12 protein-coding genes are annotated in these 15,512 nt (G+C 68.6%); 9 read left to right on the top strand and 3 right to left on the bottom strand.

What is annotated here, in order from left to right; genetic code table 11:
- Positions 1-93 precede the first annotated feature (93 nt).
- A complete protein-coding gene (locus tag CLU95_RS05440) occupies positions 94-825 on the top strand; it encodes an RNA methyltransferase (protein WP_099791137.1) in 732 nt (243 codons plus the stop codon).
- A 67-nt stretch (positions 826-892) separates the two neighbouring features.
- Positions 893-1,684, top strand: a complete 792-nt coding sequence (cysE, locus tag CLU95_RS05435) for a serine O-acetyltransferase (RefSeq protein WP_257214793.1) — start codon at positions 893-895, stop codon at positions 1,682-1,684.
- 7 nt (positions 1,685-1,691) lie between these two features.
- On the opposite strand, the gene cadR is transcribed toward cysE, so the two are convergent.
- Entirely contained in the window at positions 1,692-2,162 is a 471-nt protein-coding gene (gene cadR, locus CLU95_RS05430) for a Cd(II)/Pb(II)-responsive transcriptional regulator (protein WP_099791132.1), read from the bottom strand.
- A 70-nt stretch (positions 2,163-2,232) separates the two neighbouring features.
- On the opposite strand from cadR, the gene CLU95_RS05425 reads away from it, so the two are divergent.
- Both CLU95_RS05425 and CLU95_RS05420 read left to right on the top strand, forming a co-directional pair.
- A complete protein-coding gene (locus CLU95_RS05425; protein ID WP_099791130.1) occupies positions 2,233-4,548 on the top strand; it encodes a heavy metal translocating P-type ATPase in 2,316 nt (771 codons plus the stop codon).
- Positions 4,549-4,635: 87 nt separating this feature from the next.
- Positions 4,636-5,886: a cation:proton antiporter gene (locus tag CLU95_RS05420; RefSeq protein WP_099791128.1), complete on the top strand. Its 1,251-nt coding sequence runs from the start codon at positions 4,636-4,638 to the stop codon at positions 5,884-5,886.
- A gap of 15 nt (positions 5,887-5,901) precedes the next feature.
- On the opposite strand, the gene CLU95_RS05415 is transcribed toward CLU95_RS05420, so the two are convergent.
- Together CLU95_RS05415 and CLU95_RS05410 are read right to left on the bottom strand one after the other, a co-directional pair.
- Entirely contained in the window at positions 5,902-7,230 is a 1,329-nt protein-coding gene (locus tag CLU95_RS05415) for a heavy metal sensor histidine kinase (RefSeq protein WP_099791126.1), read from the bottom strand.
- Positions 7,227-7,904 carry a heavy metal response regulator transcription factor gene (locus CLU95_RS05410; protein WP_099791124.1) on the bottom strand — a complete coding sequence of 226 codons (678 nt, stop codon included), beginning with the start codon at positions 7,902-7,904 and terminating at the stop codon, positions 7,227-7,229. Before CLU95_RS05410 ends, CLU95_RS05415 begins: the two co-directional genes overlap by 4 nt.
- Before the next feature lie 162 nt (positions 7,905-8,066).
- Between CLU95_RS05410 and CLU95_RS05405 the strand changes: the two genes are divergently transcribed.
- From CLU95_RS05405 to CLU95_RS05385, 5 genes are all read left to right on the top strand, one after another.
- Positions 8,067-8,441 carry a hypothetical protein gene (locus tag CLU95_RS05405; protein ID WP_099791122.1) on the top strand — a complete coding sequence of 125 codons (375 nt, stop codon included), beginning with the start codon at positions 8,067-8,069 and terminating at the stop codon, positions 8,439-8,441.
- A 104-nt stretch (positions 8,442-8,545) separates the two neighbouring features.
- A complete protein-coding gene (locus CLU95_RS05400; RefSeq protein WP_099791120.1) occupies positions 8,546-9,883 on the top strand; it encodes a TolC family protein in 1,338 nt (445 codons plus the stop codon).
- A 27-nt stretch (positions 9,884-9,910) separates the two neighbouring features.
- Positions 9,911-11,296 carry an efflux RND transporter periplasmic adaptor subunit gene (locus tag CLU95_RS05395; RefSeq protein WP_099791118.1) on the top strand — a complete coding sequence of 462 codons (1,386 nt, stop codon included), beginning with the start codon at positions 9,911-9,913 and terminating at the stop codon, positions 11,294-11,296.
- 12 nt (positions 11,297-11,308) lie between these two features.
- Positions 11,309-14,527 carry a CusA/CzcA family heavy metal efflux RND transporter gene (locus tag CLU95_RS05390; RefSeq protein WP_099791116.1) on the top strand — a complete coding sequence of 1,073 codons (3,219 nt, stop codon included), beginning with the start codon at positions 11,309-11,311 and terminating at the stop codon, positions 14,525-14,527.
- Positions 14,517-15,431, top strand: coding sequence for a cation diffusion facilitator family transporter (locus CLU95_RS05385; protein ID WP_099797127.1), 915 nt, complete (start codon positions 14,517-14,519; stop codon positions 15,429-15,431). The genes CLU95_RS05390 and CLU95_RS05385 overlap by 11 nt, the downstream gene beginning before the upstream one ends.
- Positions 15,432-15,512: the final 81 nt, after the last annotated feature.

The following is a 15,512-nucleotide window of genomic DNA, read 5'->3' as shown; positions in this document are numbered from 1 at the left end:
ATTGAGATCTGGGTGACCCTGCGACCCGGCGATGCGGGCGGCGAGAATCGGGCATTTTACCGGCTCAGCCCGTTTGTGTCTTCCCCACCCGTCATGCGCACCCGTTTCATCCTCATCCAGACCAGTCACGCCGGCAATGTGGGCGCTGCCGCCCGCGCCATGAAAACCATGGGTTTCGACGACCTGGTGCTGGTGACGCCCCGCTGGGCCAACGTGCTGCGGCGCGAGGAAACCATCCAGCGCGCCAGTGGCGCCCTGGACGTGCTGAACAACGCCCGCATCGTCGAGACGCTCGATCAAGCCCTCGACGGCGTGACCCACCTGTGCGCCACGGCCATGATCCCGCGCGACTTCGGCCCGCCCACGCGCACGCCGCGCGAGCACCTGGAGCCGCTGGGCAAGCAGGGCGACCAGCACGTGGCCTTCTTGTTCGGTTCCGAGCGTTTCGGCATGCGCAACGAGGACGTCTACCGCTGCAACGTGGCGCTGACCATTCCCACCGATCCGAAATTTGGCTCGCTCAATCTGGGCGCGGCCATCCAGGTGGTGGCCTACGAATGGCGCCTGGCGCTGGGCGGCTACGGCGTGCGCGAGGCCATCGCCCCGGTGCAGGCGGCCGACGCGCAGGCCGTGGCCGGCATGCTCGACCACTGGGAGCGCTCGCTGGTCGACATCGGCTTTCTCGACCCGGCGGCGCCCAAGAAGCTCATGCCGCGGTTGCAGCAGCTGTTCAACCGCGCGCAGCCCACGCCCGAGGAAATCCACATCCTGCGCGGCATCGCCAAGGCCATGAGCGACGCGACCCGGCCGCCGCGCGGCAGCTGAACCGCCGCAAAACCCCATCGCATGTAAGCGAAGACGCCCGGCTTTAGACTGCCCGGCCCCTATCGATATAACGACAACAAAGGCAGCGATGTTCTCTCGCCTGCGCGCCGACATCCGGTGCATCCTCGAACGCGACCCGGCCGCCCGCAGCGCCTGGGAAGTGATCACGGTCTATCCCGGCTTCCATGCCGTGGTGCTGCACCGCTGGGCGCACGCCTGTTGGACCCACGGTTTCAAGTGGCCGGCCCGCTTCATCGCGCACTGCGCGCGCTGGCTCACGGGCATCGAGATCCACCCGGCCGCCAAGATCGGCGAACGCGTGTTCTTCGACCATGCCATGGGCGTGGTGGTCGGCGAAACCGCCGAAATCGGCGACGGCTGCACCATCTACCAAGGCGTGACGCTGGGCGGCACCTCGCTCTACAAGGGCACCAAGCGCCACCCGACCTTGGGCAAAAACGTGGTGGTGAGCGCGGGCGCCAAGGTGCTGGGCGGCTTCGTCGTCGGCGACGGCGCCAAGATCGGCAGCAACGCGGTGGTCATCAAGCCCGTGCCGGCCGGGGCGACCGCGGTGGGCATTCCGGCGCGCATCATCCCGTCGAAAGAGGGCGAGAGCGCCGACGTGTCCGCGCCGCAGAAGTTCTCGGCCTACGGCATCACGCAGGACGACGACCCGCTGAGCCAGGCCATGCGCGGCCTGATCGACAACGCGTCGAGCCAGGAGCACCAGATTGCACTGCTGTGGCAGGCCATCGAGAAGCTGTCGGCGCAGCCGGGCACGAAGGATTGCGTGCCGGGCGACGCGGCGCGCGGCGAGTCGTTCGAGGCCGACAAGCTCACGCAGCTGATCGGCAAATAAGAGCGGATCAACCGGCCCGCTTGGCCGGCGCGTGCAGCGTGCCGTGCACGTGCCCCGCATGCTGGCCGAAGGTCTCGGGCGCGAGCGCGGCGGTGTCCAGTTCCTGCAGGATGCCGCAGGCGCTCGCCGATTCGGGGCCGCCGCACTGCAGGCGCAGCGCTTTCAGCTGCTTTTCGAGCGTCTTCAGCTCGGCGATGCGCGAGGCCACGTGGCCGATGTGGTCGTCCAGCAGCTGGTTCACCTCGCCGCAGTCGTCCTGCGGCGCATCGCGGAATTTCAGCAGGCTGCGGATCTCGTCGAGCGTCATGTCCAGCGAGCGGCAGCGGCGGATGAAGCCCAGCCGCTGGGTGTGCTCGTCGTCGTAGATGCGGTAGTTGCCGTCGGTGCGCGCGGGCGCGGGCAGCAGCTGCTCGCGCTCGTAGTACCGGATGGTTTCGACCGGCGTGTTCGTGGCCTTGGCCAGGTCACCGATTTTCATGATGCGGCATCTCAAGGAAGTGGCAATCAACGGTTGACTCTACACCTGCTTCAGGGTTTCCAATGAATGCATGACGAATCAGAACACCCTGAAACCGCCGGTGCCGCGTGCTGCGCCGCATGACCACGGCCATGACCATCATGGGCACGACCATGCACACGACCACGCGCATGCCCATGCCCCCGCAGCACCGGAAACAGCCTGCTGCGGCAGTCCCGTGTGCGGGAGCACCCCGGAGTCGACCGAGCCCGCCGACCTGCCGAAGGGCGCGGTGCTGTTTCGCATCCCCACCATGGACTGCGCCGTGGAAGAGTCCGAGATCCGCCGCGCCCTCGAGCCCGTCGCGGGCGTGAAGGGCCTGCGCTTCCGTTTGGGCGAACGCACGCTGGCCCTCACGACCGAAGACGGCGCGCTGCCCGCCGCGCTCGAAGCCATCCGCCAGGCCGGCTTCAAGCCCGAGCCGGTGGCCACCACGGGCGCACAGAAGGTGGAGCCCGCGCGCTTCGCCGGCATGTCGACCGGCCTCGCGCGCCTCGTGGCCGCGCTGGTGCTGGCCATCGCGGCCGAGACCATTTCTTTCCTCGCGCTCGACGGCCTGGGCTTCCAGGTGGCCGAGATGGGGCTCGCGCTGGGCGCCATCGCGCTGGCCGGCCTCGACACCTACAAGAAGGGCTTCGCCGCGTTGGTGCGCGGGCGCCTCAACATCAATGCGCTGATGGCCGTGGCCGTCACGGGCGCCTTCATCATCGGCCAGTGGCCCGAGGCCGCGATGGTGATGGCGTTGTACGCCATTGCCGAACTCATCGAGGCCCGCGCCGTCGACCGCGCGCGCAATGCCATCCAGAGCCTGCTGGCTCTCGCGCCCGAACAGGCCGAGGTGCGGCAGCCCGACGGCAGCTGGCAGACCGTGCGCGCCGATGCGGTGGCGCTCGATGCCGTTGCGCGCATCCGCCCCGGCGAGCGCGTGCCGCTGGACGGCGTGGTGCTCGAAGGCACCAGCGCCATCGACCAGGCCCCGGTCACAGGCGAGAGCATTCCGGTCGACAAGGCCGCGGGCGACGCGGTGTTTGCCGGCACCATCAACCAGACCGGCGCGCTGGTGTTCCGCGTGACGGCCGTGGCGGCCAACACCACGCTCGCGCGCATCATCCACGCGGTCGAAGAGGCGCAGGGTTCGCGCGCGCCCACGCAGCGCTTCGTCGACAAGTTCGCCGCCATCTACACGCCCACCGTCTTCGTGCTGGCACTGGCCATCGCGGTGCTCACGCCACTGTTCATGGACTGGACCTGGATGCAGGCCATCTACAAGGCGCTGGTGCTGCTGGTCATCGCCTGCCCGTGCGCGCTGGTCATCTCCACGCCCGTGACGGTCGTGAGCGCGCTGGCCTCGGCCGCGCGCCGCGGCATTCTCATCAAGGGCGGCACCTACCTCGAGGAGGCACGCAAGCTCAAGGCCGTGGCGCTCGACAAGACCGGCACCATCACCGAAGGCAAGCCCAAGCTGGTCGAGTCGGTGCTGATCGACAAGGCAGCGGGCGATGAAGGTGCGGTGTACGCACTGGCCGCCAACATCGCCGGCCGTTCCGACCACCCGGTGTCGAAGGCCATTGCCCAAGGCCTGGGTGGGTCGGTCGAAGAAGTCGGCGACTTCACCGCGCTGCCCGGACGCGGCGTGCAGGCCACGCATGCGGGCCAGAGCTACGTGCTGGGCAACCACCGGCTGATCGAAGAGCGCGGCCTGTGCACGCCGGAACTCGAAGCCGAACTCAAGCGGCACGAGGAGGCGGGCCGCACCGTGACGTTGCTCGCGTCGACGACCTCGGTGCTCGCGCTGTTCGCAGTGGCCGACACCATCAAGCCCTCCTCGCAAGCGGCCGTGGCCGAGCTGCGCGCGCTGGGCGTGACGCCCGTCATGCTCACCGGCGACAACACCGCCACTGCGAAGACCATCGGCGCGCATGCCGGCATCGACGATGTGCGCGGCAACCTGCTGCCCGAAGAAAAGCTCGACGCCATCCAGGCCATGCAGCAGCGCTACGGCGCCGTCGCGATGACCGGCGACGGCATCAACGACGCCCCGGCACTGGCCAAGGCCGACATCGGCTTCGCCATGGGCGGCGCAGGCACCGACACCGCCATGGAAGCGGCCGACGTGGTCATCATGAACGACGACCTGCGCCGCATCCCCGAGACCATCCGCCTGTCGCGCCGCGCGCATGCGGTGCTGTGGCAGAACATCACCCTCGCACTCGGCATCAAGGGCGTGTTCTTCGTGCTCGCTGTGTTCGGTAGCGCGACCATGTGGATGGCGGTGTTTGCCGACATGGGGGCGAGCTTGCTGGTGGTGGCGAATGGGCTGCGGTTGATGCGGATGCCCAAGGAGTGAATCTGCGCGAGGCATGAGGGCCTGCGGGGCAGGGCGGCGGTGGCACTAACATCGGCCGTCCTTTTCGCCCGCTCCGCGCCCCTGCCCATGTCCGTCACCACCCTCCTGCTGCAACTCGTCGTCATCCTCACCACCGCGCGCCTGTGCGGCTGGGTGCTGCGCCATGTGGGGCAGCCGAGCGTGGTGGGCGAGATGGCCGCGGGGCTGATGCTCGGGCCGGCGGTCATGGGCTTGCTCTTTCCATCGCTGCACGTGCAGCTGTTCGCCAAGGAGTCGCTGCAGGGGCTGTCGTCGCTGGCGACGGTGGGGCTCGTGCTGTTCATGTTCGTGGTCGGGCTGGAGCTGCGGGCCACGCGCAACATGCGCGCGCAGCTCAAGGCGGCCGGTGCGGTGGGTGTGCTGAGCGTGGCGGTGCCGGTGGTGCTGGGCATCGCCATCTCGCCGATGCTGCATCCCACGCTCGCACCGGCCGGCGTGGGCTTCTGGCCCTTTGCGCTGTTCATGGCGGCGGCGCTGTCGATCACAGCGTTTCCGGTGATGGCGCGCATCCTGAAAGACCGCGGCATGACGCGCACGCCCTTCGGCCAGCTCTCGCTGAGCGCGGCGGCGGTGGTCGATGTGTTCGCGTGGATCCTGCTGGCCTTCGTGGTCGCGACCATCGGCGCGGGCGAGGGCTACGCCGGCCTGCTCAAGACCTCGGTCGGCGTGGTGGTGCTGCTGGCCTTCCTGTTCTTCGGCCTGAAGCCGGCCTTTGCGTGGCTGCTGCGCGTGAAGGCGCCCGACGGCGAGCCGTCGACCACGCTGATGGCCTCGCTCATGATCGGCCTCTTGTTGTGCGCGCTGCTGACCGAATGGCTGCACCTGCACGCGGTGTTCGGCGCCTTCCTGTTCGGTGCCTGCCTGCCGCGCGACGACCGCCTGCTGCGCTCGCTGAGCGAGCGCATCGAACCCATTTCCATCGTCGTGCTGATGCCGCTGTTCTTCGCGCTCGCGGGGCTGGGCACCACGGCCAACGCGTTCTCGGGCGCGAGCCTGGGCGCGATGCTGCTGATCGTGGGCGTGGCCACCGTGGGCAAGATCGCGGGCGGTGCGGCGGGCGCGCGCATCGCGGGCTACAGCTGGCGCGACAGCCTGGCCACTGGCTCGCTCATGAACGCGCGCGGGCTGATGGAACTCATCGTCATGAAGATCGGCCTCGACGTCGGCCTGATCGGCCCCGAGCTGTTCACCATGCTGCTGGTGATGGCGCTTGCCACCACCGCGATGACCGGGCCGCTGATGACGCTGTGCATCGGCCGCAAGACCCGGCCCGCCGAGACGGCGCACGCCGAGTCCTGAGCCTCGGCGCTGCTCTCAGCCGTTGCGGCGCACGCTGAACCCGATGCGCGTCTGCCCGTTCTGGCTCGACGCGAACACCTCGCCACCGTGCATGCGCGCGATCGCCTCGACGATCGACAGCCCCAGCCCGTGGTGGCGCGTGGAGCTTTCGCGCGCCTGGGCTGCACGGTAGAAGCGCTCGAACAGGCGCGGCAGCGCCTCGGGGTCGATGGCCGCGCCGCGGTTGACCACGGCGATGGTGTTGTGTTGGTCCCCAGGCCCGGCCGTGATCTCGATGCGCACCGCCGAGGCCGGTTCGGCAAAACGGATCGCGTTGCCGAGCAGGTTGAACAGGGCGCGACGGATCAGCCCCGCATCCGCCTCGGCCACGGCCTCGCCGTGCACTTCGGCGCGCAGGCCGGCCTCGTCGAGCATGGCGTCGTAGAAGTCGATCACGTCGCGCGCCTGGTCCGCCAGATTCACGGACGCCTTCGAGCGCGCCGAGGTGCCGCGGTCGGCCTTCGACAGAAACAGCATGTCGGTCACGATGCCCGACAGTCGCCCCATCTCCTCGAGGTTGGAGGCCAGCACGCTTTGCAGCTCTTCATTGCTGCGCGGGCGCGTCAGCGCGACCTCGGTGGAACCCAGCAGGTTGGCCAGCGGCGTGCGCAGCTCGTGCGCCACGTCGGCGTTGAACGACTCCAGCTGCACATAGGCGCGCTGCACGCGTGCGAGCAGCGCGTTGAACTGCGTGATCCAGGGCCGCAGCTCTTCCGCGAAGGCGCCGGGGTCGATGGGCTGGTGGACGTGGTCGGGTGTGATGGCCGCGGTGCGTTCGGCCAGCACCTTCAAGGGCCGCAGCCCGCGCCGCACCAGCCACGTGCCGGTGAGCGACACCAGCGCCGTGCCGAGCACCACCGCGCCCAGCAGCGTCCACGCGAGCCGTTCAAGCAGCCGCGTGTCTTGCGCGATGTTCACGCCGACCTGCACCGACAGGTTGGTGTGGAAGTCGCCGTTCTGCCAGGGCACGACGATGGTGCGGCGCAGCCAGCGGCCCTGCGGCGGGGGCACGGACTGGAAGAGTTCGTGACCCGCGTTCGCGATCGTCAGCGTCACGTCGTCCTGCATCGAGAAGAAGTCGTTGAGCTTGTGCCGCAGAAAGACCAGGTCGCCGCCTTTCTCGGCCTCCTTGAGCAGGTGCTCGACGAGCACCGTCTTCTGGTCGAGCGCGTCGCGCTGCTTGGCGCCGAAGCTCCAGGCCGTGACGAAGTAGATCGCCAGGCAGACGATGCTCAGGCCGAACAGCGTCTGCGCGGCGAACCAGAACGAGAGCCGGCTCTGGATCGAATGCGGCTTCGGGCTCATGCCCAGGAGCGATCCTCGAGCACGTAACCCATGCCGCGCACCGTGTGCAGCAGCTTCACGTCGAAGGGATCGTCGATCTTGCTGCGCAGGCGGCGAATGGCCACCTCGACCACGTTGGTGTCGCTGTCGAAGTTCATGTCCCACACCTGCTCGGCGAGCGTGGAGCGCGACAAAATCTGCCCGCGCCGGCGCAGCAGCACCACGAGCAGCGTGAACTCCTTGGCCGTGAGGTCCAGCCGCGTGCGGTTGCGCACGCACTTGCGGCTGACCAGGTCGAGCTCCAGGTCGGCCAGGCGCAGCACCGTGGGCTCTTGCGTCTTGCCGCGCCGCAGCAGCGCCTGCACGCGCGCCAGCAGCTCCGAGAAAGAGAAGGGCTTCACCAGGTAGTCGTCGGCGCCTTGCTGCAGGCCCTGCACGCGGTCTTCGACCTTGTCGCGGGCGGTGAGCACCAGCACGGGCACGTTCTTCGTGCGGCGAATGGCCTGCAGCACGGCAAAGCCGTCGATGCCGGGCAGCATCACGTCGAGCAGCACCAGCGCGTATTCGCCTTCGGTGGCGAGGTAGCGGCCTTCGATGCCATCGCGGGCAATGTCGACGACGTAGCCGTTCTCCTCCAGCCCTTTTTTGAGGTAGTCGCCCAGTTTGGGTTCGTCTTCGATGACAAGAATTCGCATGGTACGGATCGTACCCAAAGCCTCTCGGGTCGCTGGTTACGATTTAGTAATCCTATTGAAGGACAAAGCGCCGACACGCTGTCATACAGTGGGCCGGGCCCTCGGTTCGCAGGGCTTTTGTCGCTCGGCGCATCACGTGCCGTCGATATACTTTTGTCACCCATGCGCCGTTGGCTCCTCATTTTCCTGCTGTTTCTCCTGCCTTTCCAGTACAGCTGGGCGGTGTCGGCAGCCTATTGCCTGCACGAAGGCGATACGGGGCGCGGCCACTGGGGTCACCACGACAGCGAGCCGCATGGCACCGACCGCACCCACGCGGGCGACGGCGCCAAGAAAGACAGCACCCGCCAGCCCAATGCGGCGGTCGGCCATTGCATCGTCGCCCACTTCGGGCAGGCCCAGCATGCGGACACCGCCGCCGCGCTGCCGGCCGACGCGCCCGTCGCCTCGCAGGCGCTGCGCGCCGTTTCCACCGAACGCTTCGCCTCGCACATCGCCGAAGTGCCGGTGCGCCCCGACTGGTTGCTCGCCGCCTGATTCGGCGAGAGCACAGCACCTTTTCTTTTTTCTGATCCCACCGATCCGCTGAGCGCTTTTCGCCGAATTCGTCCGTCCGTTGTTTTGCAACCCAGGAGAATTCGATGCGCACGCTTTTCGTGCCGCTGGCCGTGTTGGCCTTGGCGGTACCCCCGGCCTTTTCACAGCAGCAGGCCGCACCACAGACCACAGCCGGTCCTTCATCTTCCCTTTCGGCACCTGCCCGCACGCTGGAGCCCGAAGGTCCGCTGACGCTGCGCACCGCCGTCGCGCTGGCGCTGCAGGCCAACCCGGGCCTGTCGGCCGCGCGCCACGAGCAGGCCGCCGCCGACGGTGCCGTGGTGCAGGCCGGCGCCTGGCCCAACCCCACGCTAGACACGCAGCTGGAAGACCTGCGCCGCAACAACCGCACGACCACGCTGCAGTTGAGCCAGCCCATCGAGCTGGGCGGCAAGCGCGCCGCACGCGTCACGGCGGCCGAGCGTGCGCGTGACCAGGCGGCGTCGGCGCTGTCGGCGCGGCGCGCCGAGCTGCGTGCCTCGGCCGTCACGGCCTTCTTCGATGTGCTGACCGCGCAGGAGCGCCTGCGGCTGGCGCAAGACTCGGTGGGGCTCGCGCAGATCGCCACCCGCGCCGCGGCCAACCGCGTGGCGGCCGGCAAGGTGTCGCCGCTCGAAGAGACCAAGGCGCGCGTGGCCGAAGCCGGCATCCGCGTCGAACTGCTGCAGGCCGAAGGCACGCTGCGCGCGTCGCGCCAACTGCTGGCCGCGTTGTGGGGCAACCCGGCGCCGCGCTTCACGCAGGTGGAAGGCGCGGTCGACCAGCTGCCCACCCAGGCCGCTGCGCCCGAGGTGGCGCGCCGCCTGCCCGATGCGCCCGTGCTGCGCCAGGCGCGGCTCGAGGTCGAGCGCCGCCGCGCGCTGAGCGACCTGGAGCAGGCCAAACGCATTCCCGACGTGACCGTGTCGCTCGGCGTCAAGCGCGTGCCGGCGTCCGAAGGCGAGGGCGATGCCGTGAGCAGCAGCCGGCGCAACCAGGTGGTGGTCGGCCTGTCGGTGCCGCTGCCGATCTTCGACACCAACCGCGGCAACATCACCGAGGCGCTGAGCCGCGAAGACAAGGCGCGCGACGAGCTCGCCGCCGCCGAGCTGCAACTGGGCGCCGACGTGGCGCAGGCCAGCGAGCGCCTGCGCTCCGCGCGAGCCACCGCCGAGACGCTGCAGCGCGACGCACTGCCCGGCGCCGAGACGGCCTACCGCGCCGCCACCAAGGGCTTCGAGCTGGGCAAGTTCAGCTTTCTCGAAGCGCTCGACGCGCAGCGCACGCTGTTCCAGGTGCGCAACCAGTACCTCGTCGCGCTGGCCGACGCGCACCGCGCGGCCGGCGAACTCGCCCGCCTGCTGGGCACCGAGGGCGACGACCCCTCCGAGAACGTGCGCTGACGCCACCCCCTGAACCGAATTCCGACCATGACCACAGAACACAACCGCACCACTTCTTCCGGCCGCAAGCAGTGGATCGCCATTGCCGCCGTCCTGCTCGCCGGTCTCATCGCCGGCGCGCTCATCCTGCGCACCGCACCGTCCAAGCCCGAGGCAGCAGGCGGCCACTCGGAGTCCGCCGGCCACGCCGACGGCGAGCACCACGAAGAAGACAAGGGCCACGCCAAGGGCAAGGAAGACGACCACGGCCATTCGCACGACGAAGGCCATGGCGACAGGGAGCACCACGCGGAAGAGGGCAAGGACGCCGGCAAGGAGCCCGCCAAGGAAGCCCCTGCCACCGCAGAGCCGCAGAAAGCCGCCGCCAACGCCCACAAGGAAGACGAAGAAAAGATCCCCTTCACCGACGAGCAGGTCAAGTCGGCTGGCATCGCGATCGACAGCGTCGGCCCGGCGCGCATCAAGACGTCGCTGCAGCTGCCCGGCGAGATCAAGTTCAACGAAGACCGCACGGCGCACGTGGTGCCGCGCGTGGCGGGCGTGGTCGACAGCGTGTCGGCCAACCTGGGCCAGGAAGTGAAGCGCGGCCAGGTGCTGGCCGTGATCTCCAGCCCTGCGCTCTCGGAGCAGCGCAGCGAGTTGCAGACGGCACAGCGCCGGCTGGCGTTGGCGCGCACCACGCACGACCGCGAGAAAAAACTGTGGGAAGAAAAGATCTCCCCGCAGCAGGACTACCTGCAGGCCGAGCAGGCCATGCAGGAGGCGCAGATCGCCGTGGCCAACGCCAACCAGAAGCTGCTGGCACTGGGCGCCACGCCGGGCTCGTCGGCGCTGGGCCGCTACGAGCTGCGCGCACCTTTCGACGGCATGGTGGTCGAGAAGCACATCTCGCTCGGCGAATCGGTGGGCGAGGCGGTCAACGTGTTCACCATTTCCGACTTGTCGACCGTGTGGGCCGAGATCAGCGTGCCCGCGAGCAGCCTGAACCTCGTGCGCGTCGGCGAGGCCGTGACCATCCGCGCCGGTTCCTTCGAGCAGGCCGCGCGCGGCACCGTGTCGTACGTGGGCGCGCTGCTGGGCGCGCAGACGCGCACCGCCACCGCGCGCGTCACGCTCACCAACCCGCAGCGCACCTGGCGCCCGGGCCTGTTCGTGAACGTGGAGCTGGTGGCGTCGGAGGCCGATGCGCCCGTCACCGTGTCGGCCGAAGCGGTGCAGACCGTGGACGACCAGCCCACCGTGTTCCTGCGCGTGCCCGGCGGCTTTGTGCCGCAGCACGTGAAGACCGGCCGCAGCGACGGCCAGCGCATCGAGATCGTGGGCGGCCTGAAGCCCGGCGCGGCCTATGCGGCCAGCGGCAGCTTCGTCGTGAAGTCGCAGCAGGGCAAGAGCTCTGCCACGCACACCCACTGAGGACGCCGCCCCATGTTTGAACGCATCATTCGCTTCTCCATCGAGCAGCGCTGGCTCATTTTGCTGGCCGTGCTCGGCATGGCAGCGCTCGGCGTCTTCAGCTACCAGAAGCTGCCGATCGACGCCGTGCCCGACATCACCAACGTGCAGGTGCAGATCAACACCTCCGCGCCCGGCTACTCGCCGCTCGAAGCCGAGCAGCGCGTCACGTACCCCATCGAGACCGTCATGGCCGGCCTGCCGGGCCTGCAGCAGACGCGCTCGCTGTCGCGCTACGGCCTGTCGCAAGTGACGGTGATCTTCAAGGACGGCACCGACATCTACTTTGCGCGGCAGCTCGTGAACGAGCGCATCCAGTCGGCGCGCGAGAGCATGCCGCCCGGCGTGTCGCCGGTGATCGGGCCCATCTCCACCGGCCTGGGCGAGATCTACCTGTGGACCGTCGAGACGGAAGAGGGCGCGAAGAAAGCCGACGGCAAGCCCTACACGCCGACCGACCTGCGTGAGATTCAAGACTGGATCATCAAGCCGCAGCTGCGCAACGTGCCGGGCGTGACCGAGATCAACTCCATCGGCGGTTACGCCAAGGAGTTCCAGATCGCACCCGACCCCGCGAAGCTGCTGGCGCACGGCCTCACGATGACCGACCTGGTCACCGCGCTGGAGCGCAACAACGCCAACGTGGGCGCGGGCTACATCGAGAAGCGCGGCGAGCAGTACCTCATTCGTGCGCCGGGGCAGGTGAAGTCGGTGGAAGACATCGGCAACGTGATTTTGGGCAACGCCGGCGGCATTCCGCTGCGCGTGTCCGACGTGGCCGAGGTCGGCATCGGCCAGGAGCTGCGCACCGGCGCCGCCACCGACAACGGCCGCGAGGTCGTGCTGGGCACGGTGTTCATGCTCATCGGCGAGAACAGCCGCACCGTCTCGCAGGCGGTCGACAAGAAGATGCAGGAGATCAACCGCACGCTGCCCGCGGGCGTGAAGGCCGTGACGGTGTACGACCGCACCGTGCTGGTCGACAAGGCCATCGCCACCGTGAAGAAGAACCTCTTCGAGGGCGCGGTGCTGGTGGTGGCGATCCTGTTCCTGTTTCTGGGGAACATCCGCGCGGCCATCATCACCGCGACGGTGATTCCGCTGTCGATGCTCTTCACCTTCACCGGCATGGTGAACCAGAAGGTCAGCGCCAACCTCATGAGCCTGGGCGCGCTCGACTTCGGCATCATCATCGACGGCGCCGTGGTGATCGTCGAGAACTGCGTGCGGCGCCTCGCGCATGCGCAGGCCAAGCACGGCAGGCCGCTCACGCGCAGCGAGCGTTTCCACGAAGTGTTCGCGGCCTCGCAGGAGGCGCGCCGGCCGCTGCTGTTCGGCCAGCTGATCATCATGATCGTGTACCTGCCGATCTTTGCGCTCACGGGCGTCGAGGGCAAGCTGTTCCACCCGATGGCGTTCACCGTGGTGATTGCGCTGTTGGGCGCGATGATTCTGTCGATCACCTTCATCCCTGCCGCCGTGGCGCTGTTCATCGGCAACAAGGTCAGCGAGAAGGAAAACCGCCTGATGGTGTGGGCCAAGCGCGGCTACGAGCCGCTGCTGGCGCGCGTGATGAATGCCAAGCCGCTGGTCATCACCGTGGCTGCCGTGGCCGTGGTGCTGTCGGGCCTGCTGGCCACGCGCCTGGGCACCGAGTTCGTGCCCAGCCTGAGCGAGGGCGACTTTGCCATCCAGGCGCTGCGCATTCCGGGCACCAGCCTCACGCAGTCGGTCGAGATGCAGAAGCAACTCGAGCGCACGCTGAAAGACAAATTCCCCGAGATCGAACGGGTGTTCGCGCGCACCGGCACGGCCGAGATCGCGTCCGACCCGATGCCGCCGAACATCTCCGACGGCTACATCATGCTCAAGCCCGAGAGCGAGTGGCCCAAGCCCAAGCGCACGCGCGACGAACTGCTGGCCGCCGTGCAGGAAGAGGTCGAGAAGCTGCCGGGCAACAACTACGAGTTCTCGCAGCCCATCCAGCTGCGCTTCAACGAGCTGATCTCGGGCGTGCGCAGCGACGTGGCCGTGAAGATCTTCGGCGACGACATGGACGTGCTCAACCAGACGGCCGCGCAGGTGTCGGCGGCGCTGGGCAAGGTGCCCGGCGCCGCCGAGGTGAAGGTGGAGCAGACCACCGGCCTGCCGATGCTCACCGTGAACATCGATCGCCAGAAGACCGCACGCTACGGCCTCAACGTGGGCGATGTGCAAGACGCCATTTCGACCGCCGTGGGCGGGCGCGAGGCCGGCACGCTGTTCGACGGCGACCGCCGCTTCGACATCCTCGTGCGGCTGCCCGAGACCCTGCGCACCGACCTCGAAGCCATCCGCCGCCTGCCGATCGCACTGCCGAAGGGCGCGGGGGGCGCGGGCGGCGAGGCCCTGCGCACCAGCTTCATCCCGCTGGGCGAAGTGGCCACGCTCGACCTCGCACCCGGCCCCAACCAGGTCAGCCGCGAAGACGGCAAGCGCCGCATCGTCGTCAGCGCCAACGTGCGCGGGCGCGACCTCGGCTCCTTCGTGGCCGAGGCCGAGGAGGCCATGCGCGCCGTGCGCATTCCGCCGGGCTACTGGACCGTGTGGGGCGGCCAGTACGAGAACCTGGCTTCGGCCACGCAGCGGCTGCAGGTGGTGGTGCCCGTGTCGCTGCTGCTGGTGTTCACGCTGCTGTTCGCGATGTTCGGCAACCTGAAGGACGGCCTGCTGGTGTTCACCGGCATTCCGTTTGCGCTCACGGGCGGCATCGTGGCGCTGTGGATGCGCGGCATTCCGCTGTCGATCTCGGCGGCCGTGGGCTTCATTGCGCTGTCGGGCGTGGCCGTGCTCAACGGGCTGGTGATGATCTCGTTCATCCGCAACCTGCGCGAAGGCGGCCTGCCGCTGGACGAGGCCATTCGCGAAGGCGCGCTCACGCGGCTGCGCCCGGTGCTCATGACCGCGCTGGTGGCGTCGTTGGGCTTCGTGCCCATGGCCATCGCCACCGGCACGGGCGCCGAAGTGCAGCGCCCGCTGGCCACCGTGGTCATCGGCGGTATCCTGTCGTCGACCGCGCTGACGCTGCTGGTGTTGCCGCTGCTGTACCGCATCGCGCACCGGCGCGACGAAGACGAGGTGCAGGAAGCCAATGCCGAGCAGCAACACGGCGCACCGCTCGATCCTGCACTGCGAGGTTCCCATGGCCCATGAGCATTCACATGCGGTAGGTGGTAACGAGAAGGCGCTGCGCTGGGCGCTGCTGCTGACCTCGACCTACCTCGTCGCCGAGGTGATCGGCGGGCTGGTGTCGGGCAGCCTCGCGCTGCTGTCCGACGCGGCCCACATGGCCACCGACACCGTGGCGCTGGCCATCTCGCTGGCGGCCATCTGGCTGGGCAAGCGGCCGGCGGACAAGCGCCGCACCTTCGGCTACTACCGCTTCGAAATTCTGGCGGCCGTGGTCAATGCGGTGCTGCTGTTCTTCGTGGCGATCTACGTGCTCTACGAGGCGTACCGGCGCATCTCGCAGCCGGCCGAGATCCAGTCGACCATGATGCTGCTCGTGGCCATCGGCGGCCTGGTGGTCAACCTCATCGGCATGCGCCTGCTGGCCGGCGGCAAGGACGAGAGCCTCAACGTGAAGGGCGCGTACCTGGAGGTGTGGGCCGACATGCTCGGCTCCGTCGGCGTGATCGTCGGCGCGCTCGTCATCCGCTTCACCGGCTGGGCCTGGGTCGATTCGGTGATCGCCGTCGCCATCGGCCTGTGGGTGCTGCCGCGCACCTGGCGCCTGCTGCGCGAGAGCCTCAACGTGCTGCTCGAAGGCGTGCCCGACGAGATCGACCTGCCGGTGGTCGAGCGTGCGCTGCAGGCAGAGGAGGGCGTGGCCAACCTGCACGACCTGCATGTGTGGGCGCTGTCCAGCGGAAAGATCAGCCTGAGCGTGCATGTGGTGTGCACCCCCGACGTGGACGATCTGGTGCCGTTGATGCTGCGACTGCGTGCGATGCTCGCCGAGAACTTCAACATCCGCCATTCGACCGTGCAGATGGAGCGGGTGCCTTGCGAGCAGGCAGGCGCGAGCCACGGCTTCGGGCCTGCGACGACGGCCTGACGCGAAGGCAAGCACCACGAAAAACGCGACAGCTGCACGGGGCAGCTGTCGCGTTGAGGGCGGCGCTGATGTGGCGCCGTG

It is taken from the genome of Variovorax sp. 54 (assembly GCF_002754375.1).
Lineage (GTDB): Bacteria > Pseudomonadota > Gammaproteobacteria > Burkholderiales > Burkholderiaceae_C > Variovorax.
Note: the sequence above shows the minus strand (reverse complement) of the source record. Positions and strands in the feature narration are given on the sequence as shown.